This is a genomic window from Planotetraspora silvatica (assembly GCF_016863315.1).
GTDB lineage: Bacteria > Actinomycetota > Actinomycetes > Streptosporangiales > Streptosporangiaceae > Planotetraspora > Planotetraspora silvatica.
Map to the genome: position 1 here is coordinate 1 of NZ_BOOQ01000005.1, position 24,102 is coordinate 24,102.

23 protein-coding genes are annotated in these 24,102 nt (G+C 70.6%); 9 read left to right on the forward strand and 14 right to left on the reverse strand.

From position 1 onward, the window contains the following. Nucleotides 1-706: 706 nt before the first annotated feature. The 6 genes from Psi02_RS05510 to Psi02_RS05535 form a co-directional block, all read right to left on the reverse strand. Entirely contained in the window at nucleotides 707-2,155 is a 1,449-nt protein-coding gene (locus Psi02_RS05510; protein WP_203972350.1) for a discoidin domain-containing protein, read from the reverse strand. Nucleotides 2,156-2,181: 26 nt separating this feature from the next. Further along, nucleotides 2,182-2,319 (reverse strand): hypothetical protein, encoded by a 138-nt coding sequence (locus Psi02_RS05515; protein WP_203972351.1) that lies wholly within the window; start codon nucleotides 2,317-2,319, stop codon nucleotides 2,182-2,184. A 210-nt stretch (nucleotides 2,320-2,529) separates the two neighbouring features. After that, nucleotides 2,530-3,408, reverse strand: coding sequence for a carbohydrate ABC transporter permease (locus tag Psi02_RS05520; RefSeq protein WP_203972352.1), 879 nt, complete (start codon nucleotides 3,406-3,408; stop codon nucleotides 2,530-2,532). Nucleotide 3,409: 1 nt separating this feature from the next. Continuing rightward, nucleotides 3,410-4,558, reverse strand: a complete 1,149-nt coding sequence (locus Psi02_RS05525) for a carbohydrate ABC transporter permease (protein ID WP_239094631.1) — start codon at nucleotides 4,556-4,558, stop codon at nucleotides 3,410-3,412. 86 nt (nucleotides 4,559-4,644) lie between these two features. After that, on the reverse strand, nucleotides 4,645-5,910 hold the full coding sequence (locus tag Psi02_RS05530; RefSeq protein ID WP_203972353.1) for a sugar ABC transporter substrate-binding protein: 1,266 nt from the start codon (nucleotides 5,908-5,910) through the stop codon (nucleotides 4,645-4,647). 67 nt (nucleotides 5,911-5,977) lie between these two features. Then, nucleotides 5,978-7,039, reverse strand: a complete 1,062-nt coding sequence (locus Psi02_RS05535; RefSeq protein ID WP_203952869.1) for a LacI family DNA-binding transcriptional regulator — start codon at nucleotides 7,037-7,039, stop codon at nucleotides 5,978-5,980. Nucleotides 7,040-7,241: 202 nt separating this feature from the next. On the opposite strand from Psi02_RS05535, the gene Psi02_RS05540 reads away from it, so the two are divergent. From Psi02_RS05540 to mgrA, 5 genes are all read left to right on the forward strand, one after another. Beyond that, a complete protein-coding gene (locus Psi02_RS05540) occupies nucleotides 7,242-9,389 on the forward strand; it encodes an amylo-alpha-1,6-glucosidase (protein WP_203972354.1) in 2,148 nt (715 codons plus the stop codon). Nucleotides 9,390-9,408: 19 nt separating this feature from the next. After that, the gene (locus Psi02_RS05545; protein WP_203972355.1) at nucleotides 9,409-9,792 is read left to right on the forward strand and encodes a PPOX class F420-dependent oxidoreductase; all 384 of its coding nucleotides are present in this window, start codon (nucleotides 9,409-9,411) and stop codon (nucleotides 9,790-9,792) included. 75 nt (nucleotides 9,793-9,867) lie between these two features. Then, nucleotides 9,868-11,043: a cytochrome P450 gene (locus Psi02_RS05550; protein ID WP_203972356.1), complete on the forward strand. Its 1,176-nt coding sequence runs from the start codon at nucleotides 9,868-9,870 to the stop codon at nucleotides 11,041-11,043. 59 nt (nucleotides 11,044-11,102) lie between these two features. Then, nucleotides 11,103-11,732 (forward strand): alpha-ketoglutarate-dependent dioxygenase AlkB, encoded by a 630-nt coding sequence (locus tag Psi02_RS05555; protein WP_203972357.1) that lies wholly within the window; start codon nucleotides 11,103-11,105, stop codon nucleotides 11,730-11,732. A 137-nt stretch (nucleotides 11,733-11,869) separates the two neighbouring features. Beyond that, on the forward strand, nucleotides 11,870-12,868 hold the full coding sequence (mgrA, locus tag Psi02_RS05560) for an L-glyceraldehyde 3-phosphate reductase (RefSeq protein WP_425564471.1): 999 nt from the start codon (nucleotides 11,870-11,872) through the stop codon (nucleotides 12,866-12,868). 93 nt (nucleotides 12,869-12,961) lie between these two features. On the opposite strand, the gene Psi02_RS05565 is transcribed toward mgrA, so the two are convergent. From Psi02_RS05565 to Psi02_RS05580, 4 genes are all read right to left on the reverse strand, one after another. Further along, on the reverse strand, nucleotides 12,962-13,258 hold the full coding sequence (locus Psi02_RS05565) for a threonine dehydratase (RefSeq protein ID WP_203972358.1): 297 nt from the start codon (nucleotides 13,256-13,258) through the stop codon (nucleotides 12,962-12,964). A gap of 88 nt (nucleotides 13,259-13,346) precedes the next feature. Then, nucleotides 13,347-14,210: an NAD(+)/NADH kinase gene (locus tag Psi02_RS05570; RefSeq protein WP_203972359.1), complete on the reverse strand. Its 864-nt coding sequence runs from the start codon at nucleotides 14,208-14,210 to the stop codon at nucleotides 13,347-13,349. A gap of 50 nt (nucleotides 14,211-14,260) precedes the next feature. Beyond that, a complete protein-coding gene (locus Psi02_RS05575; RefSeq protein ID WP_203972360.1) occupies nucleotides 14,261-15,685 on the reverse strand; it encodes an ATP-binding protein in 1,425 nt (474 codons plus the stop codon). Continuing rightward, nucleotides 15,682-17,343, reverse strand: coding sequence for an NAD(P)/FAD-dependent oxidoreductase (locus tag Psi02_RS05580; RefSeq protein ID WP_203972361.1), 1,662 nt, complete (start codon nucleotides 17,341-17,343; stop codon nucleotides 15,682-15,684). Before Psi02_RS05580 ends, Psi02_RS05575 begins: the two co-directional genes overlap by 4 nt. Nucleotides 17,344-17,490: 147 nt before the next feature. On the opposite strand from Psi02_RS05580, the gene Psi02_RS05585 reads away from it, so the two are divergent. Beyond that, on the forward strand, nucleotides 17,491-18,150 hold the full coding sequence (locus Psi02_RS05585; protein ID WP_203972362.1) for a CBS domain-containing protein: 660 nt from the start codon (nucleotides 17,491-17,493) through the stop codon (nucleotides 18,148-18,150). A gap of 18 nt (nucleotides 18,151-18,168) precedes the next feature. Further along, on the forward strand, nucleotides 18,169-18,639 hold the full coding sequence (locus Psi02_RS05590; RefSeq protein ID WP_203972363.1) for a CBS domain-containing protein: 471 nt from the start codon (nucleotides 18,169-18,171) through the stop codon (nucleotides 18,637-18,639). On the opposite strand, the gene Psi02_RS05595 is transcribed toward Psi02_RS05590, so the two are convergent. Beyond that, entirely contained in the window at nucleotides 18,636-19,694 is a 1,059-nt protein-coding gene (locus tag Psi02_RS05595) for a zinc-binding alcohol dehydrogenase family protein (RefSeq protein ID WP_373317596.1), read from the reverse strand. The two genes, Psi02_RS05590 and Psi02_RS05595, sit on opposite strands and share 4 nt — an antisense overlap. A gap of 10 nt (nucleotides 19,695-19,704) precedes the next feature. Then, entirely contained in the window at nucleotides 19,705-20,166 is a 462-nt protein-coding gene (locus Psi02_RS05600) for a pyridoxamine 5'-phosphate oxidase family protein (RefSeq protein WP_203972364.1), read from the reverse strand. A 143-nt stretch (nucleotides 20,167-20,309) separates the two neighbouring features. On the opposite strand from Psi02_RS05600, the gene Psi02_RS05605 reads away from it, so the two are divergent. After that, nucleotides 20,310-20,705, forward strand: a complete 396-nt coding sequence (locus tag Psi02_RS05605; protein ID WP_203972365.1) for a VOC family protein — start codon at nucleotides 20,310-20,312, stop codon at nucleotides 20,703-20,705. 156 nt (nucleotides 20,706-20,861) lie between these two features. Then, nucleotides 20,862-22,187, forward strand: a complete 1,326-nt coding sequence (locus Psi02_RS05610) for a lanthionine synthetase LanC family protein (protein ID WP_203972366.1) — start codon at nucleotides 20,862-20,864, stop codon at nucleotides 22,185-22,187. 77 nt (nucleotides 22,188-22,264) lie between these two features. On the opposite strand, the gene Psi02_RS05615 is transcribed toward Psi02_RS05610, so the two are convergent. Beyond that, complete coding sequence (locus tag Psi02_RS05615; RefSeq protein WP_203972367.1) at nucleotides 22,265-23,155, reverse strand: lytic polysaccharide monooxygenase; 891 nt, start codon at nucleotides 23,153-23,155, stop codon at nucleotides 22,265-22,267. 308 nt (nucleotides 23,156-23,463) lie between these two features. Then, the gene (locus Psi02_RS05620) at nucleotides 23,464-24,099 is read right to left on the reverse strand and encodes a GntR family transcriptional regulator (protein ID WP_203972368.1); all 636 of its coding nucleotides are present in this window, start codon (nucleotides 24,097-24,099) and stop codon (nucleotides 23,464-23,466) included. Nucleotides 24,100-24,102: the final 3 nt, after the last annotated feature.

Genomic DNA, 24,102 nt, shown 5'->3' on the forward strand with positions numbered 1-24,102 from the left:
ACTTCGGAACCGATGGATGAAAGGGGGCGACGTCGCCCGCGAGAATCGGCCACGGTGGCCCTCCCTTCATACATCTACATCGAATGTCTGTTTGAATGGTCTCACGTTGAGTAGTCGGGTCGCTACAAATATCGAACACAATTTCTAAGCTGGGAGCGAACGGCTCGTCCGTGGTCAACTCGCCGTGGTCGACTCGCCGCGGTCGACCCGCGATGGCCGACCCCACGATGGATGCCGGGAGCTCCTGGCCATGCGAGCGGGCCTGTGGTTCGGCAGGCTGGACAAACCGGGCTGAACGACTGGCCTGAACAACCGGGTTGGGAGAAGCAGGCTGAACGACCGGGCTGGGACGTCAGGGCTGGGCGTGAGGGCTGGGGCGTGAGGGCTGGGGCGACAGGGCTGGGACAAGCCGGCTGAGGGCGCACAGGGCGATCCCGGAAAATGCGCGAATCCCCGGCTGCCGCGGCATCGAGCTGGGCAGCCGGGGAACCGGTCGAACCACGCGGATCTGACCGCGCGGATCTGGCCACGCGGATCTGGCCACGCGGATCTGGCCACGCGAATCCGGCCCCGCGAATCTGGCCCCGTGGATCCCGCCACACGGATCCGGCCGAGCTGTCAGGGTCTTTCCGCGTAGATCTCGAACTACAAGGTAGATCTCGAACTACGAGCGCTGGGCAACGGGCCCAGTCGACGGACCACCCGATCAGGCGCCGGGGAACCGGCCGATCCAGTAACGCGTGCGGTCCAGGTAGGCCGTCTCTGACGCGGTGCCCGTCGTCCCGTACGCGCCCTGGAACGTCTCGTAACCGAAGCCCGCCGGCGGGTTCGAGGCGGCAGGCTCGATCACCGAGCCCTCGTGCCACTCGTTGAACGAGGTGACCGAGACCCACGAGGGCGACGTGGCGATGGCGTTGCTCCACTCGGTGTCGTACGTCGAGCCGTTGGCGCGGCCGAGGGTCGGAGTGGTGTTGCCGGGGTTCGCCCGGTCGTCGATATAGCCGGGAGCCACGGAAGGCGCCCACACGAGCCCGTTGGCCTTGCAGTACGCGGCGGCGTTCTGCCAGCCGGGGGCGGTGGCCCCGGCGATGCCGTCGTAGGTGTACATGCCGCCGAAGTGCGCGACCTTCGAGGTGTCGGTGGTCTGTGCGAGCACGATGGCGGACGCCCTGACCTGGTCGAGCGCCGTCCAATCGGTGATCCTGAGGCTTTCGAACACGTAGAACGCCGGCCGATTGCCGTGCCGGATGTCGCGGTAGAACGCGGGGCTGGGGCCGTACCTGGAGTTGATGTAGTTGATGTCGGCGACCGTCGACGCGGCGGTGCGGCCCGTGTAGGGCTCGAGGTGCCAGGCGACCTTGATGCCGTTCTGCGCGGCGACGTTCAGCACTCCCGCGGCGAGTTGGTCCTCGTACGACCCCTGTCCCCACCAGCTGTAGACGATGACGCCGGCGCCGGACTGCTTGACCCAGGCCATCTGCTGACTCACCACGCGCGTGAGGTCGCCGGAGTCGTAGGCGCCCAGCTTGGGATAGAGGTTCGCGCCGATGTCGGCGGGCGGGTTGTGGCCGCCCTGCTGCCAGTGGCGGTAGCTGCCGTTGACGGCCGGGCTGCCGTACCACGGGTAGTAGAACAGGTGCACGTTCGCCGACAGCCCCGGGGGCTGCTGCGGTCCGGAGTTGTACGCGTTGAACTCGGCGATCGACCACCACCAGCTGGTGCTGCCGGTCTGCACGACTCTGATGTAGCGGGCGGAGCGAGCGGTGAAGGACACGCTGATCAGGGGTGCGGTACCGGTGCCGGTGGCCACCGCGCCGCCCCAGTTGGCCCCGTCGGCGGACAGGAAGACCTGGTAGCCGCGGGCGTAGTCGGTGGTGCTGCCGGCCGAGTCCATGGTGATCTGGTCGACGGTCTGCGACGCGTGCATGTCGATCGTGACCGACTGGCCGCTCGACATCGGCACGCCGGTGGACCATCGGGTGGAGGCGTTGCCGTCGAGCATCCTCGCGGGGACGTCGCCGCCGCCGGTGGCGGACGCGGTGGCCGTCCATCCGGTGCGCGGCAGGGCCGCGGCGAGTGCGGCCGTCGGCAGGGCGATGAGCGCGGCGGCGACGAGCGACACGGCCGTCAGCACGCCGAGGAGACACCTTCTCAAAAGAGGCTCCGTTCGGGGGTGGGGGGTCACAGGCCCGCCGTTCCGGGCTTGCCGGAGGACGGGACGGCGGGCATCGCCGAGTGCCACGCCATACGGGAGCGGGCCTTGCCGACGGGGGCGTCTCCCGGTGGAGCTCGGCGCGCCAGGTCAGATGCCGTGAACATCGCGCGCCGGTAGCGAGGTGATTGCCGATCGATCACACCCGCGCAGCAAGACTGTATTTCTGACTACGCAACAAGTCCATACGTCAATGCATATTTCCGGACATGCCCGCCGTGCCGGCCGTGCCCGCCGTGCGCACCGTGCCCGCCGTGCCGGCCGTGCGCACCGCGCGGGCGTGCTCACCGTGCTCACGCCGCCCAGCAGTCAGCCCGTCAGCCCTTGTCCGAGCCCTCGTTGGCCCCGCGGACGAAGTAGCGCTGGAACACGACGAAGATGAGCGCCACGGGGACGGTGGCCATCAGGGCCGCGCCGAGCTTGAGCGGATACTGCGTGCCCGTGCCGAGCGAGCCGCTGACCAGGTCGGCGAGGCCGCGCGGCAACGTGAACAGCTCGGGGCTCTGCACCGCCACCAGGGTGTGCGGGAACTCGTTCCACGTGCCCTGGAAGGAGATGATCGTCAGCGTGATCAGAGCGGGGCGTGCCATCGGCAGCACGACCGACCAGAACGTGCGGAAGACCCCGGCGCCGTCGATGCGCGCGGCCTCCTCCACGCTCACCGGGATCGACTCGAAGAACTGTTTCATGATGAAGACGCCGGCCGCGTCCACGATCACCGGCAGGATCAGCGCGGTGTAGCTGTCGTAGAGCCCGAGCTGGTTCAGCACGAGGAACTTCGGGATGAACAACACCACGCCGGGGACGGCCATCACCGCGATGATCGCGGAGAACAGCGCACGCCGCCCGCGGAAGCGCAGCCGGGCGAGCGCGTAGCCCGCCATGGAGTCGAGCAGGACCCTGCCGAGCGTGACGATGACGGTGACCAGCAGCGAGTTGCCGAGCCAGAGCGGCAGGTCGGTGTTGAGGAACGCCTTCTCGTAGCCGCTCGTGGAGAACGGGTCGGGGAACGGCGACAGCGGGTGGGCGGCCGCGTCCGGCTCGGTCTTGAAGGAGTTGCCGATCTGGATGACGAACGGGTAGAGGAAGACGAGCGCGAAGAAGATCAGGACGCAGTAGCCGGTGAATACGGACACCAGGGAACGAGCGGCCTCCGACCCCCCGGGGCCCTTGCCCGCGCTCTTGACTGTCGCCATCTCAGGACCTCCCCGTCCGGGCCGACGTGCGGGCCGATGCGTGGGCCGATGCATGGGCCGGCGTGTGTGCGTGACGGCGGGGGCGTGAGCCGCCGTTCCGCTCCCGCATGATCCACCGCTGGATCAGCGTCATCACCACGATGATCATGAAGAGAACGAACGAGATCGCCGTGCCCGAGCCGTAGTCGAAGCTCCGGAAGGCGGTCTGGTAGGAGAGGAACGCCGGGGTGAGCGTCGTCTTCGACGGTTTGCCCTGGCTCATCACATAGATCTGGTCGAACACCTGCCAGGTCGAGATCAGCCCGAGCGTGAGCACGAGGAAGAGTGTCGGCTTGAGCATCGGCAGGGTCACGTAGCGGAAGCGCTGCCACCGGCCGGCGCCGTCGAGCATGCTCGCCTCCTCCAGTGTCACCGGGATGTCCTGCAGGGCGGCCAGGAACATCAGCATGAACGTGCCGGACGTGGTCCACACGACGAGCATGATGATCGTGGTCATCGCCACGCTGGGGCCCGACAGCCACTCCCACCACGACAGCCCGAACGGCCCGCCGCTGGTGAGGGCCGCCGGGGGAGCCGACGGGTCGACGAGACCGACGGCGCCGAGCAGCAGGTGGAGTATGCCGCGGGAGTCGGAGAACCAGTCCGGGCCGTCGATCCCGAACACCCCGAGCAGGCTGGTCACCGCGCCCGAGTTGGCGAAGATGAACAGGAAGACGACGCTGATGGCCACCGAACTGGTCACCGACGGGAAGAAGAACGCCGCCCGGAAGAACGTCTTGCCCTTCAGCATCCTGCTGTTCACGATCACGGCGAGGCCGAGCGCCAGCACCGTCTGCGCCGGCACCACGATCGCGACGTAGTAGATGTTGTTGCGGATGCTCGTCATGAAGTCCTGGCGGGCCAGGCCGTCTTCGGTGAACAGCCGGGTGTAGTTGCCGGTCCCGACGAAGGGCACGCCGCTGCGGAACGGGCTGCCCTGGCCGTTCCAGTCCGTGAGGCTCACCCACAGCGCCATCAGGATCGGCAGCAGCATGAACAGGCCGAGGATGATCACGACGGGTGCGACGAACAGCCAGCCCGCGAGGTTGTCCCGCATTGCGGTGGAGCCGCGGAACCGCCCGCGGCGTGCGGGGATCGTGGTGCCGGCCACGTCCGCCTCCTTCCGGTCGGTACGGCCCGGCCCCGCCGTGAAGCGGGAGCCGGGACGTCCACGATGTGCTCAGGTCAGGGGTCGGGTCAGCCGAGGGCGGCCTGGGTGTTCTTCTGCACGCGCTCCAGCAGCGTCTTGGGCGCCGTCGAGGAGAGCTGCTGGATGCCGCTGTCGAAGTCGGCCAGGACGCTGTCCATCTTGGGAGCGTTGACCGGCCCCTGGGCGTAGTCGACGCCGTTCACGAACGGGGCGTCGTTGGGGAACTCCTTGACGTAGGCGTCCTTGGCGGACTGCCGCGAGGGCATGACGCCGAACGCCCGGGCGAAGGCCATCTGCTGGTCGGCCGTGGTCATCGCCTCGACGAAGCTGATCGCCTGCTGCTTGTACTTGCTCTTGGACGAGATGCCCCAGCAGTTGGTGAACGACAGCGTGCCCTTGCCCTTGGGCCCGGCGGGCAGCTCGTGCACCGTGTACTTCACGTCGGGGAAGTCGGCCTGGAGCGCACCCTTGATCCAGTTGCCCTCGATGGTCATCGCGGCCTTGCCCTTGCCGAAGGCCTCCCCGCCCCAGCCCGAGTCGAGCGCCTTGGGGTACTGGGCGAGCTTGTCCTTCAGCAGCGACTGGACGTAGTCGAGCGCGGCGACGTTCTCCGGAGAGTCGGCGGTGGCCTGCTTGCCGTCCGGGGTGGTGATCCAGCCGCCCGCCTCGACCATGAACGCGCCGACCCGGTCCCGGGTGTCCCCGATCGTGATCGGCGTGACGTCGGCCGCCTTGAGCTTCTTGCTGACCGCCGTCAGCTGGTCCCAGGTGGTCGGCACGTCGGCGTCGGTCAGCTTGGCCTTGGCCCACAGGTCCTGGTTGATGACCAGCGCGAGGGTCGAGAAGTCCTTCGGCGCGCAATAGAACGTGCCGTCGTGGGTGAAGGCCGTCCGCAGGCTCGGGTAGAAGTCGTCCGGGTTGGAGATCTTGTCGGCGTACGGCTCCAGCGCCCCGACGCTCGCGTAGTCGGCGAAGCGGGAGGCGTCCACGTAGAAGACGTCGGGCGGGCTGCTCCCGGCGAAGGCCTGGCCGAGCTGCTGGGCGAGGTCCTGCGCGGGGGTCACCGTCGCGGTGGCGCCGTTCGCCGAGGCCCACTTCGCCGCGGCGTCCTTGACGGCGGCGGTCTCCGCGTCACCGGACGAGCCGATGAGGATCTGCAGTTGGGCGGGGCCACTGGACTGCGGGGCCTGCTGGCCGCCCTTGTCGTCGAATCCGCTTCCACAGGCCGCGGACGACAGGACCACGGCGCATACGGCGGCGCCGAGCGCCGCGGTCCTGATGTTGCTGTTCCTGGAGACGTTACTGCGCTTCATCGCACTTTCCTGATCTTTCTCGGGAGGTGGGGACGGTTGCTGATGAATCACGCCGGATCACGCCGGATCACGCCGACTGCCGGACGACCAGCGAGGGCTCGAGCAGCACGGGCGCCGGGGACGCGGCCGACGCGCGTGCGGTCTCCGTCCCCTCCAGGATGCGCGCGAGCAATGTGACGCAGCTCGCCGCGGCCTCCTTGAGCGGCTGGCTGAGGCTGGTCAGCCCCACCGCCTTCGCCACGGGCGTGTCGTCGAAGCCGATCACCGCGATGGGCAGATCGGGCCGGGCGTCCACTCGCCAGGCGAGGCCGGGGGAGCGCGCGGCGTGGAGCGCGCCCACCGCGAGCGAGTCGCTCACGCAGACGAGTGCGGTGACTCCGGAGTCGGAGCCGAGAAGGTCGTGGGCCGCCGCCTCGCCGTCGGCGACCGCGTCGCTCGTCGCCCGGCCCAGGTCCGTGTGGTCGATCCCGGCCTCGGCGAGCGTGCGGGCCCAGCCCTCACGCCGGTCGTCGCCGACTCCGGAGGGGGACGGCCAGCCGAGGAAGCCGATGCGGGTGTGCCCCGCGTCCAGCAGGTGGCGGGTGGCCGCGGCGGTGCCCGCGGCACCGTCCACGTCGACCCAGGGGTGACGCGCCTCGGCCTCCTTCCCCCAGGGGCGGCCGAAGGTGACGAACGGCACGCCCTTGTCCAGCAGCCACGAGGCGCGCGGGTCCTGGTGGTGGGTGCCGGTCAGCACGAAGCCGTCGGGTTCGTACGCCCCGAGCAGGTCCTCGAAGGTGGCGACCTCCGAACGGTCGTCGTCGGCCGTGTAGAGCAGGACCCGGTAGCCCGACCTGGCCGCCGAATCGGTGAGTCCGTGGAGGAACCGGTCGAGGACCGACCCGTTGATCCCGTCGCGGTCGGGGTCGATCCGGATGGCGATCAGGCGGGAGCGGCCGGTCCGCATCTGGCGGGCGGCCTGGTTCACGCGGTAGCCGAGCTCTCCGACCACGTCGAGCACCCGCTGCCGGGTCTCCTGGCGGACGACGTCAGGGGTGTTCAGCACGTTGGACACCGTCTGGCGCGACACGCCCGCCACCCGAGCGACATCGGCGATCGTCACCTTGTCGGCCATAACGCGCCTTTCCATGGGTTTGAACGTTCAAGACGAAGTAAGGCATGATTGGATCGTTCAAGTAAAGGAAGTGTTTCGCAATGTGCACCTCCGGCGCGATTCTGTCAAGGTCATGCCTCGTCATGCCTCGGCGGATTTCAGGCCGGCGACTCGACCAGGGGGCCCCTCCGTTGCTCGCTTTCCCCGCTCACGACCGCATTCATGACGGCGCCGTCGCATGACGACCTCTGAGCTCGCGCAGGGAGACGCACTCGAGTCGGCCGATGACGTCACCGCGCCGCCGTACCGGCTCCAGCCGCTTCTCCACGACCTCGTCAGCACCGTCATGGCGCCCACCAGCGCGCTGAGCGGCCCCGACGGGCAGATCCGCGCCGCCGGGGTGCAGGGCGTGTTCCACGCGGACAGCCGGGCCCTGTCGCAGGTGAGGCTCCTGATCGACGGAGTGGAGCCCGAGGCGGTCGCGCACGCGCCCGCCGGCCCGGGCCGCACCCGCTTCGTGTCGCTGGCCCGCCACCTCGGCGACCGCCACCCCGATCCGACCGTACGGCTGGACCGCGTCCGGGAGGTCGGACGGTCGGGCATGACCGAGACCGTGGAGATCGCCTCCACGGCGTCGGCCGACGTGGCCGCCACCGTGACGATCGAGCTGAGCTGCGACTTCGCCCCCATCGAGGTGGTCAAGTCCGGCGGCCTCGCGGAGCCGTCCCCGCCCTCCGCAGGGAGGCCGGGCGAGCTGCACTGGCGGTCGGGCGCCATCCGCGTCGTGGTGACGGGGGAGGGCGCCGAGGCGGATCCCGGTGATCCGGGCACCGCCGCCGACGGGGAACCGGGCGGCGCCACCCGGCTGCGCTGGAACATCACGCTGGCCCCGCGCACCCGGGTGACGCTCCGCTGGCGGGTGGCGATCGACGATCCCGCCGCCGTCGTGGTCGCCCCCGCCGGGCAGCCCGAGTGGAGTGCTCCCGAGGTCGTCGCGGCCGATCGGCGGCTGACGCGGCTCCTTCACCAGTCCCTGGACGACCTGCGGTCGTTACGGCTGGCGGAGGCGGGCGCGCCCGGCGACGTGTTCCTCGGCGCGGGCGTGCCCTGGTTTCTGACGCTGTTCGGCCGGGACAGCCTCTGGGCGGCCCGGATGTTGCTCCCGCTCGGCACCCGGCTCGCCGGGGGCACGCTCCGGGTGCTGGCGCGCCGCCAGGGCGTGCGGCTCGACCCGGGTTCCGGCGAGGCTCCCGGCAAGATCATGCACGAGCTCCGGCGGCACGAGTTCGCCGTCGAAGGCAACAACCTGCGGTTGCCCGCCGCCTACTACGGCACCATCGACGCCACCCCGTTGTGGATCAGCCTCCTGCACGACGCCTGGCGCTGGGGCATGCCCGACCACGAGGTCGCGGCGCTGCTGCCGAACCTGGAGGCCGCGCTGGGGTGGCTCGGCGATCACGCCGACCCCGACGGCGACGGGTTCGTCGAGTACATCGACGGCAGCGAGCGCGGCCTGGCCAACCAGGGCTGGAAGGACTCCGGCGACGCCGTCCGCTTCCATGACGGCACCCGGGCGGAGCCGCCGATCGCCCTGGCCGAGGTGCAGGGCTACGCCTACGAGGCCGCCAGGCACGCCGCCGCGCTGCTGGAGGCGTTCGGCAGGCCGGGAGCGGCACGCTGGCGCGACCACGCGGCCGCCATGGCCGAGCGGTTCCGGGCCAGGTTCTGGGTGGAGGGCCCGCAGGGGCGGTTCCCCGCTCTCGCGCTCGACCGGGACAAGCGGCCGGTCGACTCGCTCACCAGCAACATCGGCCACCTCCTCGGCACGGGGATCCTCTCGGCCGCGGAGGAGGCCGACGTCGCCGCGCTGCTGGCGTCGCCCGCGATGGCCGAGGGGTTCGGGCTGCGCACGATGTCCTCGGCGGACGGCGGGTTCAGCCCGCTGTCCTACCACTGCGGCTCGATCTGGCCGCACGACACCGCCATCGTCATCGCCGGGCTGGCCCGGGCGGGCCACGGGGCCCAGGCCGCTTCGCTGGCCGAGGGGCTGCTGGCGGCGGGCGAATCCTTCGGGTACCGGTTGCCCGAGCTCTACGCGGGCGACACCCGGGAGGTGGTGGGCCGGCCCGTGCCGTACCCCGCGGCCTGCCGGCCCCAGGCCTGGTCGGCCGCGGCGGCGGTCACGATCGCGCATGTGGCGCTCGGCCTCTACCCCGACGTCCCCGAAGGGCGGGTGACCCTGCGGCCGCTCGCCGGCGCGCCGTTCGGGCCGGTGTCCGTCCAGGGGTTCCGGGTGGCGGGAACCGAGGTCCGCGTCAGCGTCGGCGCCGACGGGCGTGCCGACGTCACCGGCCTGCCCGCGGGGATGTCCGTCGTCGGGGACTGATCGCCGTAGGGTGCTCGTCATGACGATCGTCGAGCACCTCGGGGCCGAGAAATACGTATCTGTCGTGACCTTCCGCCGGAACGGGACGCCCGTCGCCACGCCCATCTGGGTGGTGCCGGACGGCGACGCGCTGGCGATCTGGACGGGCGCCGGCACGGGGAAGGTCAAGCGCGTCCGGAACAACCCGGAGGTGACGGTGACGCCGTGCGACGTCCGGGGCAACGTGCGCGGCGAGTCCGCCGGCGGGCGGGCGGAGGTGATGTCCGCCGAGGACACCGAGCGGGTGCGCGGACTGATCATCAAGAAGTACGGCCTGGTCGGCTGGCTGACCGTCAGGGGAAGCAGGCTTCGCCGAGGCCGGGAGGGGACGGTCGGGATCCGGATCAGCATGACGGCGGGCTGACGTCCCCGGATGCTTGTCCGCCCGGATAACCGGTGAGAACGTCAGGAGGTGGCATTTCCTGAAGGGAATCCTGACATGACCGAACTGAGGCAGTTGCCGTTCGACCGCGGCGACGCGCTGGAGATCTCACCCGCCTTCGGCGAACTGCGCGCGGAGCAGCCGATCGCCAAGGTGCGGACCAGGACGGGCGACGAGGCCTGGCTGGTCACGGGGTACGACGAGATCAGACAGGTCTTCGCCGACGATCGTTTCGGCCGGTCGCACCCCACGCCGGAGTCGGCTCCCCGCCTGTCCAAGAGCGTGCTCCTCGGGGGCCCGAACGGGGACTACGCCGGTGAGGCCGCCGCCCACCAGGGCATGCGGCGACTGCTGGCGCCGGCCTTCTCCGCCCGGCGCATGCGGAACCTGTCCGACCGGATCGGCTGCATCGTCGGCGACCTGCTGGACCGCATGACCGAGAAGGGCCCCCCGCTCGACCTGCACGAGGAGTTCTCCGTCCCGCTGCCCATCCAGGTGATCTGCGAGTTGCTCGGTGTGCCGTACGAGGACAGGGACCGGTTCCGGGCCTGGGCCGACACCATGTCCGACCTGGAGGACGCCGAGAGCGCGGCGGCGGCCCAGGCCGAGATGAGGGCGTACTCGTACTCGATCGTCCAGGCCAAGCGGGACGACCCCGGCGAGGACGTCTACTCCGACCTCGCCGCCTCGGACCTGCCCGAGGACGAGATCGCCCGGATGGCCGGGGGGCTCCTGTTCGCCGGCCATGAGACGACGGTGAACCAGATCGACTACGGCGTGCTGCTGTTCCTGCGCAACCCCGCACAGCGCGACGCGCTGCTGCGCGACCCCTCCCTGGTCCCGGCGGCGGTCGAGGAGATCATGCGGGTGGCCGCGCCGAGCGAGCACGGCATCCTCCGGTACGCGCGGGAGGACGCGGAGGTCGGCGGCGTCACGGTCCGCGCGGGCGACGCGGTGATGCTCGCGACCGTCGCGGCCAACAGGGACGAGCGGGCCTACCCCGAGCCGGACCGGTTCGACATCACCCGTGACGGCACCGAGCCCCATGTCGGATTCGGGTACGCCGCCCACTACTGCCTCGGCGCGAGTCTCGCACGGGTCGAACTGGAGGCCGTGTTCGGCTCGCTCTTCCAGCGGTTCCCCACGCTGCGCCTGGCGGTGCCGTACGAACGGCTGACTCTCCGGGCCGACCGGATCACGGGAGGGCTCGCCGAGGTCCCGGTGGCCTGGTAGCCGCCACCTCATCCACAATGATCGAATGCCTGTTTGAATAATGTGCGTAGACTGGCCGTATGACGGACGCGTTCCAGGGATCTCTCCTCGGCTGGTCCGAGGAGACCGGCCTCGGTCTCCTCGGATCGTCGGTCCGGCGCACGGTCCTCGACCACGGGGCCTGGGTGGACGTCAGGCCCGGCTGGCTCACCGGGGCCGACGCCCTGTTCGAGCGGCTCCTCGAGGCCGTGCCCTGGCGTGCCGAGCGGCGGCACATGTACGACCGGGTGGTCGACGTCCCGCGGCTGCTCAAGTTCTACGGCGAGGGCGAGCCCCTTCCCGACCCGGCGCTCGCCGAGGCGAGGGACGCCCTCGACGCGCACTACGCCCAGGAGTTGGGGGAGCCCTTCCGCACCGCGGGCCTGTGCCTGTACCGCGACGGCCGTGACAGCGTGGCCTGGCATGGAGACACCATCGGGCGCGGGAGCTCCGAGGACACGATGGTCGCCATCGTCTCGGTGGGCACCCCCCGGGCCCTGCTGCTCCGCCCCCGCGGCGGCGGCGCCGCGCTGCGCCACGAGGTCGGCCACGGCGACCTCCTGGTGATGGGCGGCAGTTGCCAGCGCACGTGGGAGCACGCCATCCCGAAGACCGCCCGGCCGACCGGTCCGCGGATCAGCATCCAGTTCCGCCCTCGCGGGGTTCGCTGACTCTTACGCCGTGGATGTCCGCTTTCCGGTGTCGCTGTGTCGTCGCGCGAGCTCATCTGGAATCGTTGTGCTGCCGCGGTCCATGTCCGATTCCGGGATCGCCGCATGAGAGACCAGGAGAGAGAGAAGGCATCCGGATGTCCCCGTTGACCTATGCCGCCGCGCCCGGCCGCTACGACACCATGACCTACCGGCGGAGTGGCCGCAGCGGCGTTCTGCTGCCCGAGGTCTCCCTCGGCTTGTGGCACAACTTCGGCGACACCGCGAACCTGGACGTCCAGCGCGCCGTGGTGCGCCGTGCGTTCGATCTCGGGATCACCCATTTCGACCTTGCCAACAACTACGGTCCGCCGGCCGGGTCGGCGGAGGAGAACTTCGGGCGGGTCCTGCATGCCGACCTGCTGCCCTACCGGGACGAGCTGTTCATCTCGACCAAGGCCGGCTATGACATGTGGGCCGGGCCGTACGGGGAGTGGGGGTCGCGCAAGTACATGCTCGCCAGCCTCGACCAGTCCCTGAAGCGCATGGGCCTCGACTACGTGGACGTCTTCTACTCCCACCGCCCGGACCCCTCGACCCCGATCGAGGAGACGATGGGGGCGCTCGACCGCGCGGTCCGCTCCGGCAAGGCGCTGTACGCGGGCATCTCGAACTACTCCGCCGAGCAGACCGCCCGGGCGGCGGCCGTCCTGCGGGAGCTCGGCACGCCGCTGCTGATCCACCAGCCGGCCTACTCGATGCTGGACCGGTGGACGGAGGCGGACGGGCTCCTCGACACGCTGGAGACGGCGGGCGCGGGGTGCATCGCCTACTCGCCGCTGGCTCAGGGCCTGCTGACCGGCCGGTATCTCGACGGGAACGTCCCCGAGGGCTCCCGGATGGCCCTCGGCCGCTTCCTCACGCGTGACCGGCTCACGCCCGCGCTGCTGGATTCGCTCCGCGGCCTGAACAAGATCGCCGGGACGCGCGGCCAGACGCTCGCCCAGCTGGCGCTTTCCTGGGTCCTGCGTGACCCCCGGATGACGTCCGTGCTCATCGGGGCGAGCAGCGTCGCGCAACTGGAGCAGAACGTCGCCGCGGTGGGGGCCCCGTCCCTGTCCGCCGAGGAACTCGCCGAGATCGAGGGCCTCCTCTAGGTCGTGTCAGACACTCCCTAGACGGCTCTCGCGGCGTCCGTCCGCGTCGCCGGCCGCCGGCCCGGGGTTCGTCTCCAGGCCGGCGGCCTGCTGTCAGTGGTCGTCCCAGTGCCCGTTGTGGGCGGCGTGGCGGTGACCGTCGTGGACGAAGTCCATGTGGTCGCCGTGCCGTACGGCCTCGTGACCGCAGCCCTCACCGTGCTGGTGGTCGTGCTGGTGCTCGACGTGCCCGGACGGCTCGCACTCGTCCCAGTGCCCGTTGTGGGCCCGGTGCAGGTGGCCGTCGTGGGCGAAGTCGGTGTGGTCACCGTGCTTCACGGCGGTGTGGCCGCACCCCGAGGAGTGCTCGTGGCTGTGCCCGCCGTGCTCGAGATGTCCCTTGGAGTTCATGGCGCTGGTCCTACCCCCGCGAGCGGGCGCGTCGCGTCCCGTTCCGCAACCTTTGACCAGGTAAAACGCCCTCAAAACGGAAGGTTGGCTAGTCGACCTCGGCGCTGCCGTTCACGCGGAGCTTGCGCCGCGCGCGTTCGTAGAAGTTCGTTGTGCCGAGCCGTACGACCTGGGCGGCGCCGCGCACGGCGGTCACGGTGAGCCGGTCGCCGGGGGAGAGGTAGCCGCCGATCGTGCCGTCGACCTCCATGGCCAACTGCCCGCTGGTGGGCAGCACGTCGAGCGTGACCTCCTCGTCGGCCGACAACACCAGGGCGCGGTTGAACGCCGTGTGCGCGGCGGCGGGCACGACGAGGAAGCCCTCGACGTTGGGGGACACGATCGGGCCGCCCGCGGAGAAGCTGTACGCGGTGGACCCCGTCGACGTGGCCACGATCAACGCGTCGGCCGCGTAACGGACGAACGGATGCCCGTAGACCGACACCGCCACCGCGGACAGGCCGTCCCCCGGGATCCGCACCAGGGCGATGTCGTTGAACGCCGTGATCTTCCGGCCGTCCGGAGCCGTCGCCTGTACGGCCATGCGGGGCTCGACCGTGTACTCGTGGTTGTCGATCGAGGACAGCGCGGGGGACAGGCCTTCGACGTCGATCTCCGCGAGGAAGCCCAGCCGCCCGAGGTTCACGCCGAGGATGGGCGTCGGGTGGCCCTCGATCAGCCGCATCGTGCGGAGCATGGTGCCGTCCCCGCCGAGGCTGACGAGGAGATCGGCCCGCTTCACCAGAGTCGTGGTGTCGACTGCGATCGCGCTGCAGTCGATGCGGCCGACCTCGTCGGGCAGCCCGAGGACCGTGCCGTCCCGTCCCCGCGCCCACTCGACGATCGTGTCGATGGCCTCCTTGGAGTCGCGCTGGGGATGCAGAACCAGACCGACGGTGCTGACCAAGCCCATGCCCACACTGTACGAGTTCCGGGAAGGCGCTCGGAACGGTCGGGCGGGCGCTAAGGCCGGTCCTGGTCGTCGATCGGCAGGTACACCCGGAAAGTGGTGGAGCCGGGCTCCGACTCCACCCGGATGTCGCCGTGATGCTTGTTCACCACGATGCGGTAGGAGATGTCGAGGCCCAGGCCGGTTCCCTCGCCGACCGGCTTGGTGGTGAAGAACGGCTCGAAGATCCTCGGCCTGATCTCCGGGGGGATGCCGCCGCCCGTGTCGGAGATCTCGACGGTGAGGCGATCGTCCTCGCGCCCGGTCCGCACGGTGAGGGTCCCGCTCCCGCCCATGGCGCCGAGGGCGTTGTCGATGAGGTTGGTCCAGACCTGATTGAGCTCGGCGGCGTACGCGGGGATCTGGGGCAGCGTCCGGTCGTACTCCTTGACGATCCGGACGCCCTTCGGGATCTTGGCCTGCATCATCGTCAGGGTGGCGCCGAGCAGATCGTGGACGTCGACCGTCTGGTAGGGCGCGCGGTCGAGCTGGGAGTACTGCTTGGCCGCGGCGACGAGGCCCGAGATGCGCGTGACGGAGTCCTCGATCTCGCCCATGAGGAGCTCGGTGTCGATGGTGTAGCCGAGCCACCGGACGGCGGCCTCCAGGTTGTCCACGCCGACGGCGCCCGCGATCTCGTCGAGCCATTCGACGTCGACGGCGCCCGCGACGAGCGTCGCGGCGAGGTCCCAGCTCCCGGCGATGTCGTGGTCGTCGAGCCAGTCGGCGATCGCGTCCTCGGCGTCGGAGGTGGCCATCGCCGAGAGGGCCGGCGCGGTGGCCGCCCGCTTGACGGCCTCGTCCTGGAGCCCGACGAGATCATGCAACTGGCTGCCGTCCAGCCGCCCGTCGGCGATCATGGCGAGCTTCTGCCGCATGCCGGACACCCGCTCCCGCAGCGTGGAGGTCGCCCGTACGGCCGCGGCGGCGGGGTTGTTGAGCTCGTGGGTCAGCCCGGCGGACAACGAGCCGAGGGCCAGCAGACGCTCCCGCTCGCCGACGATCGTCTGGGTGGCCCGCATGCCGAAGAAGAGGCCCTCGAGCAGGTGGATCGCCATGGGGAACCACGCGCGGACCGCCTCGGCGATGTCGTCGGCCGGGAGCACGAAGAACTCGGACTCGGTGATCGCCCGCAGCGTGTTGAGGTAGGTCTGGGCGACCCGCTCCCCGATGTAGGCCTGGGTGGCTCCGCCGTACACGCCGCGCTGCTCGGTGCGGTTGACCTCGACCTCGTCCCCGTGGACGCGCCTGCTCATCGCAACGGTGCCGTTGAGCAGCACGAAGAAGCAGGTCGCCGGCTCGCCTTCCGCGTAGACGACGGTGCCCGCGTCGCGGTGCTCGACCTCGCCCTTCTCCGCCAGGAGGGCCAGTTGGTCGTCGTCGAGCGCCTCGAACAGGAAGAGCGTGCGCAGCTCGTCCGGTGTCAGCCGCGTGGTCATTGAGCCTCCAGGTAGCGGTGGATGAGGGACACCGCCATCGCGCCCTCGCCCACCGCCGAGGCGACGCGCTTGACCGAATCGGCCCGCACGTCGCCCGCGGCGAAGACGCCGGGCATGCTGCTTTCCAGGTGGTAGGGGTCGCGGGGGAGCGTCCACCCAGCCGGTCGCCGGCCCTCTGCGAGGAGGTCGGGACCTGTGATCACGAAACCGTGCTGATCGCGGGCGATCACGTCGTCGAGCCAGTCGGTGCGCGGCTCGGCGCCGATGAACACGAAGAGCCAGGAGGTCTCCACGGTCCTTGTGGTACCCGTGCGCGAGTCGCACAGCGTGAGCCGTTCGAGATGTTCGGCGCCCTCGCCGCGGACGACCGCCGTGTGCGGGTGCACCTCGATGTTCGGGATCTCCTTGATTTGATCGATCAGATACCGCGACATCGAGCGGTTGAGATCGTCGCCCCGTACGAGGATGTGGACCCGCCGGGCGTAGTGCGAGAAGTACACGGCCGCCTGGCCGGCGGAGTTCGCCCCGCCGACGATGTAGATCTCCTGGTCCGTGCAGCCCGGCGCCTCGGTCGCGGCGGAGCCGTAGAAGACGCCCCGTCCGGTCAGCTCGTCGAGGCCCGGGGCGTCGAGCCTGCGGTAGGACACGCCGGTGGCCAGCACCACCGTGTGCGCGGCGATGGCCGTGCCGTCGCCGAACCGCAGGAGGCGGGTCGTGGTCCCTCCGCCCTCCAGGCCGATCACCTCGCGGGTGGTGAGCAGTTCCGCGCCGAACCGCAGGGCCTGCCTGCGGGCGCGGTCGGTGAGCTGGGCGCCGGACACCCCGTTGGGGAAGCCGAGGTAGTTCTCGATCCGGCTGCTCTGGCCGGCCTGCCCGCCGGTGGCGCGCTGCTCGACGAGCACGGTCCGCAGCCCCTCGGACGCGCCGTAGACGGCGGCGCCGAGGCCCGCGGGTCCCGCGCCGACCACGGCGACGTCGTAGAACTCCGAGGCGGGAGTGGTCGACAGGCCCACGTGGGCGGCGAGGTCCGCCTCGGTCGGCTTGACCAGCGACTTGCCGTCAGGCGTGACCACCACCGGCACGTCGGCCTCGGACAGCCCGGCCGCGGCGAGCAGGCGCGCCGCCTCCGGGTCGTCCGTGAGCAGCCACCTGTAGGGCACGAGGTTCCTGGCCAGGAAGTCCCGTACGGCGAATGACGGCGCGGACCACCGGTTGCCGATGACCCGGGTCTCGGGAACGGCTGTGTCGGGCGTCGCCAGCCACGCGTCGAGCAGGGCGTCGACCACCGGATAGAGCTTCTCCTCCGGCGGGTTCCACGGCTTGAGCAGGTAGTGGTCGAGGTCGACGAGGTTGATCGCGTCGATGGCGGCGTCGGTGTCGGCGTAGGCGGTCAGCAGGACCCTGCGCGCCAGCGGGAAGAACTCCATCGCCTGCTCGAGGAACTGGATGCCGTTCATGTGCGGCATCCGGTAGTCGGCGAGCATCACCGCGACCTGTTCGCCGCGCAGCTTGATCTCGCGCAGTGCGTCCAGGGCGGAGTCCCCCGACTCCGCGCGGACCACCCGGTAACGGTCGCCGTATCGGCGCCGGACGTCACGGGCGACCGCGCGCGAAACGGCCGGATCGTCATCCACGGTCAGAATCGCGGGGTTTGCCATGGAAACCATCCAATCACGTTCGTTTGAATGGGTGGTTTCAGAAAACTCCGTAGGGCCGTAGGTCCCGCCAAGCGGTGACTTTCGGCCCACTCCGGGGCCGGGACCCGAAGGCCAGGCTGGTGCTGAGGGGAGGAGAGCGCCGTGCCGATGACCGTGCGTGACGTCATGAGCAGGTTCGTGATCGCGGTCGAGACCGGCGCCTCGTTCTCCGACGTGGTCAACGCCGTGTGCCGCTTCAACGTCGACGCGGTGCCGGTGGTGGACCAGGACAAGTGCGTGCTGGGTGTGATCTCCGACGACGACCTGCTGCTCAAGGGGCTCGGAGGCGGGCGGACCGGAGACTCGATCTTCGAAGGCGCGGCGCGGCGCCGTCAGCGCAGGAAGGCCATGGGCCGCACCGCCGCGGAGATCATGACGTCCCCGGCGGTCACGGTCACGGAGGACACGGCCCTGCGGCACGCGGCGCACCTCATGCACGACAACAGGATCAGGCAGCTCCCCGTGGTGGACGCCCGTACGGGATGCATCCTCGGCCTCGTCCGCCAGGCGGACCTGCTGAAGGTCTTCTCGAGGTCTCCGGAGGACATCCGCGACGAGGTGATCGCGATGGTCGGGCCGTACATCCGGAGTTGCACGGTCCAGGTGGAGGACGGCGTGGTCTCGCTGGTGGGCAGCGTGGACCGCCGGTCGCGGATCGCGATCCTCCTCGACGCGGTCTGGCAGGTGGACGGCGTCGTCGACGTGGAGGCCGACGTCTCCTACGCGGAGGACGATCTCGGCAGGACCGTCCCGCCGCTCTACATCTGAAGGGGAGGTGGTGGACCGATGAAGGTCGAGACCATGGCGGCGGCCGACGTGATGAGCCGGATGCTCGTCACCGTCGAGCCGGACGAGTCTCCGCTGATGGCGTGGGAGCTCATGCGCCGTGCGGACCTGCACCACCTGCCGGTGATCGACGCCGAATCCCGGATCGTCGGCGTGCTGAGGCGCGAGGACCTCGCCTGCCACTGGTCGGGAGGGCCCGCGGAGCAGTCGAGCGTGCGGGTGGCGCGATTGCTCGACGGCCAGCCGTGCCCGTGCGCCACACCGGAGATGCCCCTGTCCGCCGTCGCCGCTCTGATGATCGACTCGGACGTCGACGTCGTTCCCGTGACCGGCCCCGCGGGGACGCTGGAAGGCCTCATCACCGCGCTCGACGTCCTGAAGGCCGTCGCCGGCAGGGCCACGCCCCCACGCGGTCCGATGGACGTGCGAGGCGGCCTGTTCCGCCTGGAGCCGGTGCTGCCGCCCTGCTAGACCGTCCCCCGACCACTTCCCACGATCAGTACGGCCGCGCCTTCGACGCGGTCGGCGGCGAGGTCCCGCAGGGCCCGGTCCGCCTCACGGAAGGGGTAGGGCGTGGTCGTCACCCGCGGCCGGTGGACGGACGCGAGCTCCAGGAACCGCCGGCCGTCCGCCCTGGTGTTCGCGGTGACACTGCGGAGAGTGCGCTCCTGGAACAGGTGGCGCTCATAGTTCAGCGCGGGGATGTCGGTCAGATGGATTCCCGCGACGGCGAGGGTGCCGCCCCGGTCGAGCGCGGCGAGCGCGACGGGCACGAGATCTCCGACGGGGGCGAACAGGATCGCCGAGTCGAGCGGCTCGGGCGGGCTGTCGGTGCTGCCGCCGACCGAGGCCGCGCCCAGTTCCACGGCGAGCTCCCGCGCCGCGGCCGACCGTGTCATGACGTGGACGGCGGCGCCCTCGGCGACGGCGATCTGGGCGGTCAGGTGGGCGGAGGCCCCGAAACCGTAGATGCCGAGCCGTCCACCGGGCGGGAGATCGGCGCGGAGCAGCGCGCGATACCCGATGATCCCCGCGCACAGCAGCGGGGCGAGGCCGGCGGCCCCCGCCTCTTCCGGAAGCGGGTAGACGTAGGCGGCGGGCGCGGTGAGGTATTCGGCGTAGCCGCCGTCCGCGTCCCAGCCCGTGTAGGTGGAGGACGGGCACAGGTTCTCCGCTCCGCGGCGGCAGTGGCGACACTCCCCGCAGGTCGAGCGCAACCACGCCACGCCGACCCGCGTGCCCGGCGGGGGCCCCGCCGTACCGGGGCCGAGCGCGGCGACCCTGCCCACGGCCTCGTGTCCCGGCACGGTCCGCGGCCTCCGCGGCGGGAGATCGCCCTCGGCGAGGTGGAGGTCCGTACGGCAGACCGCGCAGACCTCGACGCGCACCAGAAGCTCGCCGGGGGCGGGGACGGGCACCGGCAGCCTGACCGACTCCAGGGGGTGGGTGTCCATCGGCCCCGGGCGCGCCACGACCCAGGCGTCCATCTCCGCAGGAAGCCCCGCAGGGGCCTGAACGTCTCCCATGTCCGCGATCCTAGAAGCGCGAGACGCGACGGCCGCTGATCTCCACGGGGACGACCTTGATGTACAACTCCCGCTCGCCGCCCGCCCACGACTCCAGCCCCGAGGACACGACCGCGGCGTGCTCACTGTCGGAGACCACGTGGTGCGCGCCGCCCCGGATGAGGACGCTCCATCCTTCTCGCGCGGCGTAGTCGAAGTGGTCGACCTCGAAGGCGATCACCAGTTCGCAGCCTTCGACGCCGCTTCGCAGGTCCTGGTCCATCGGCCCGCCGAAGGCGGTGCGGATCAGGACGGCGCCTTCGACGATCACGTAGTTGACCGGGAGGATCACGGGCCCGGCGCACGCGCCGAAGGCGACCCGGCCCATGCCGCCGGGAGCGATCAGGCGCAGGCACTCGTCCGCGTCGAGCTTCTTCGGCCGGGACGGGGTGGCCGCTTCGGGATCGCGGGCCGGCAGGGCGCTCTCCGTCATGTGGGTCTCCTCCCGCAGTGAGTCAAGCGTGGTCCACCGCGTGCGTCCGCGGCACGGCCATCCGGCCCCTGTGGGAGGGACGAAAGGCCCGCCGTCTGTGCTCCGGCGGGTGACGACCCGGCGACGATGGGCAGGATTCACCCATGGAAGTCCTGAGCAGCCGGATCCTGCTGCGCCCCGCCGATCTCGATGCGAGCCGCCGGTTCTATCGGGATGTGCTCGGCCTGGCGGTCTTCCGGGAGTTCGGCCCATCGGACGACCCGGGTGTGGTGTTCTTCCTCGGCCAGGGGTTGCTCGAGGTCTCCGGGCGATCGGACGGCCCCTCGGGCCATGGGCCGCAGATCTGGCTCCAGGTCCGGGATGTCCACGCCGAGCACGACCGGCTCGTGGCAGCCGGGGTCGGGGTCGCCCGCGGCCCGGTGACGGAGCCGTGGGGTCTCGTGGAGATGTGGATCGAGGACCCGGACGGGACGCCCATCGTCATCGTCGAGATCCCGCCGGATCACCCGCTGAGACGGGACCATCGGGTGATCGATTGAAAATATCCGCGGTCCGCGACATCATGCCCAGACGCGCGGTGCCGTGGCCGTGGTGCGGTCGAGCCGATCCAATCAGGACATCTGGATCGCCGGGACCGTGAGGATGCGCACACGAAAGTATCCCTATTACCTACCAACAATATGGGACAATGAGGCATGAGCTCGTGGGCATGTGCTGAGACGCCGACCACCGCCGCCGTCATGGCCGCGCGCTGGGTCAGGTCCGCGGCAGCCGACGACGCGCTCGGCCGTCACTGGGCCGCCAATCCCGACCCCCAGGGCCGATCGGCGAAGGCCGGCCATCCGTCGTCCCTCTATTCCGGCGCGGCCGGGATCGTCCTGTTCTTCCTGGAACTGGCCGCCGCCACCGGGCACGAGGCCTACCTCGACGACGCCGGGGCCGGAGCCCGCTACCTCGCGGCGACCTGGCCCGACCAGGCCGACCTGACCCTCTACCACGGTCTGTCCGGCGCCGTCTTCGCCATGTCCGAGGTGGCCTGGGCGACCGACGACGAGCGGATCGGCGAGGCCGCCCGGGCGGCGGCCGACCAGATCGTCCGCAGCGTGCGCCAGTTGGGCGACGGCATCGGGTGGACCGGCGACCCGGCCCAGCGGGGCGACGGCGGCATCGTCCTCGCGCTGTTGCACGCGGCCGGCATCCTCGGCGTCCCGGTCTATGAGGAGGTGGCCGTCGAGGCCGGGGAGCGCATCGCCTCGCTCGCCGTGCCCGGCCACCGGTTCGGCGGCGACTCCTGCGCCGACCTGCCCGTCGACGCGGTCACCCCCGGCTTCCTGTCCGGTACGGCCGGCACCGCCTTCCTGCTCGCCCGCCTGTACGGCGTGACCGGGGACGAGCGGTTCCTGTCGGCCGCGCGGAGGGGGGCCGACTTCGTCCGTACGGTCAGCGTGGTCACCGACAAGTGCGCCGTGGTCCCGCACCACGTGCCGCAGGGGCGCAGCCTGCACTACCTCGGGTTCTGCTCGGGCTCCGCGGGGGTCGCCCGGATGTTCTATGAGCTCCACCGCGTCACCGGCGACCCCGGCGACCTCGACTGGGTCGAGCGGCTCGCGCACGGCATCGTCCAGAGCGGAGTGCCGCAGCGGCACACGTCCGGCTACTGGAACGTGGCGTGCCAGTGTTGCGGCAGTGCGGGGCTCCTGGAGTTCTTCATCGGCCTGTGGGCCGCCACGGGAAGCGAGACGTACCTGCAGTACGCCCGGTCGATCGGGCAGGACCTCATCGGCCGGGCCACGGCCCACGACCAGACCGGTTACCGCTGGTACCAGGCCTACCGGCGGCTGCGGCCGTGGGAGGTCACGGCGGACACCGGTTACATGGTGGGGGCGGCGGGAATCGGGTCGGCGCTGCTCCACCTCGACGCCGCCGACCTCGCGGCCGCGCCGCGCCGGATGATCCTGCTGCCCGACAACCCGTTCCCCGCCATCCCGTTGCCGGCGCGACTGCTCGGCGACGGCTCCTGACCGGCCGTCCGGCGCTGTTCGGCGCCGTCCGGCGGGTACGGCCCGCCGGACCGGGCCGGCGGGCCGTACCGCGCGGATCAGATCTTCTTCCAGAGAGCCGGCACGTTGGGCGGCTCCCATCCGGTCAGGGCCGTGTGAGCCTGCAGGCACTGGTAGGTGGACCCGCCGTAGGTGACCTTCGCTCCGACCGCGTAGGCCGTACCGGCCTTCCACGCGGGCGTGGTGCCGGGCGGCGTCTGCGTGGGTGTCGGGGTGGGCGTGGGTGTCGGGGTCGGCGTGGGCGTGGGGGTCCTCGTGGGCGTCGGGGTGGGTGTCGGCGTGGGGGTCGGCGTGGGGTTGCCTCCGCCCCCGAACGTGACGTCGGAGCAGGTGTAGAACGCCTCGGGGCTGTCCGAGCGCTGCCAGATCGAATAGATCAGGTGGCGGCCGGACCTGCCGGAGGGGATCGTACCGGTCATCGTGTACGCGCCGTTGGTCAGCGGCGGGTCGGTCACCCGCAGGAACGGGGTGGCGTCCAGGTCCGACCACTTGAGCGGCTGGGCGGGGTTGTAGCCCGCCTTGGTGAGGTAGAGCTCGAAGGTCCCGCGGTGGGGCGCGGTCGCGCGGTAGGTGAAGGTGAACGAACCGGGGTTGACGTTGGTCGCGGGCCAGTCGGTCCGGGCCAGGTCGAATCCCTTGTACTTGTCGCGGCCCGCGCTGCACAGCTTGCCGTCGGGGATGATCGAGCGGCTCTGGCCGCCCGCGTTCGCGAGGTTGATCTCGTTCCAGTCGTAGAGGGCCTGGGTGCCTCCGGCGGCGACGGCCGCCTTGCAGGCCGCCGACTTCGGGCTCTCGGGGCCTTCCAGGAAACACGCGTAGGCGCGGCTGACGGGGTTCTGCATGGTGCCGTGGGCGAGGGCCGCGGGAACGACCAACAGCGGGATGCTGCCGAGGGCGGCCACGATTGCGGCAGTTCGCTTCCTGCTCATCAGGCATCTCCTTTTGTGGGGGGTGTTCGTGCAGTTCACGGCGCCCTACTGCATTTAACTCTTAGTTAAGTTTCCTAAGAGTTTGCTCGAAGTTACTCCCAGACAAGACCCCGGTCAACAACCCCCGTCAACACCCCCCCTTTTCCCGCGTGATCATGCACACTTTCGTGATCAGGGCCGTTAACCTGCGCGATCTTCGGGCGTGATCATGCACAGATTCGTGAATTCATGCCCCGGCCTGGGCGTACGCCGTTCGTGATCATGCAAATCCTTGCGATGGCCACTCCATGAGCCGGTCGCGATCGGGGTCAGCCGATGTACGTGCGGGCCCCATGTGTGGCGAGAACCTGGAGGACGACCTCGGGACCACCGGTGGCCACCGCCTCGAAGAGCCGTCGATGCCGGCGGACGCCGTCGCCGGGATCGCCGACGTGCTCCGCCTCGCGCCGCAGGTTGGCGACCATGTAGAGCTGGAGCTTCCGGATGACCGGCTGGTACGCCAGGAGGAGTTGGCGGCTGCCAGCCAGGGCCACCATCGCGAGGTGGAAGCGGCAGTGGGCGTCGTTCTCCTCGCGCAGGTCGCCGATCTCGGCCGCGTCCGCCATCGCGGTCAGCGCCGATTCGAGTTCTGCGAGCCGGGAGGTGTCGGTGATCGGGAGCGCCTCGCCGACGGCGTAGCGTTCCAGCACGTCACGGACGGCGAACAGCTCATCGACGTCCCGCTCGGACAACTGCACGACCCGGACGCCCCGCCGCGGCAGATGCTCCACCAGGCCCTGCTCGTCGAGCAGGCGCAGCGCCTCGCGCAGGGGGGCGCGGCTGATGCCGAACCGCCTGGTGAGCTGCTCCTCGACCAACCGGTCGCCAGGTCGCAGGGCGCCGCTGAGGATCTCCTCACGCAGGCGATTCATGGACAACTCCACCAGGCTGACGGCCTCGAGCACTCC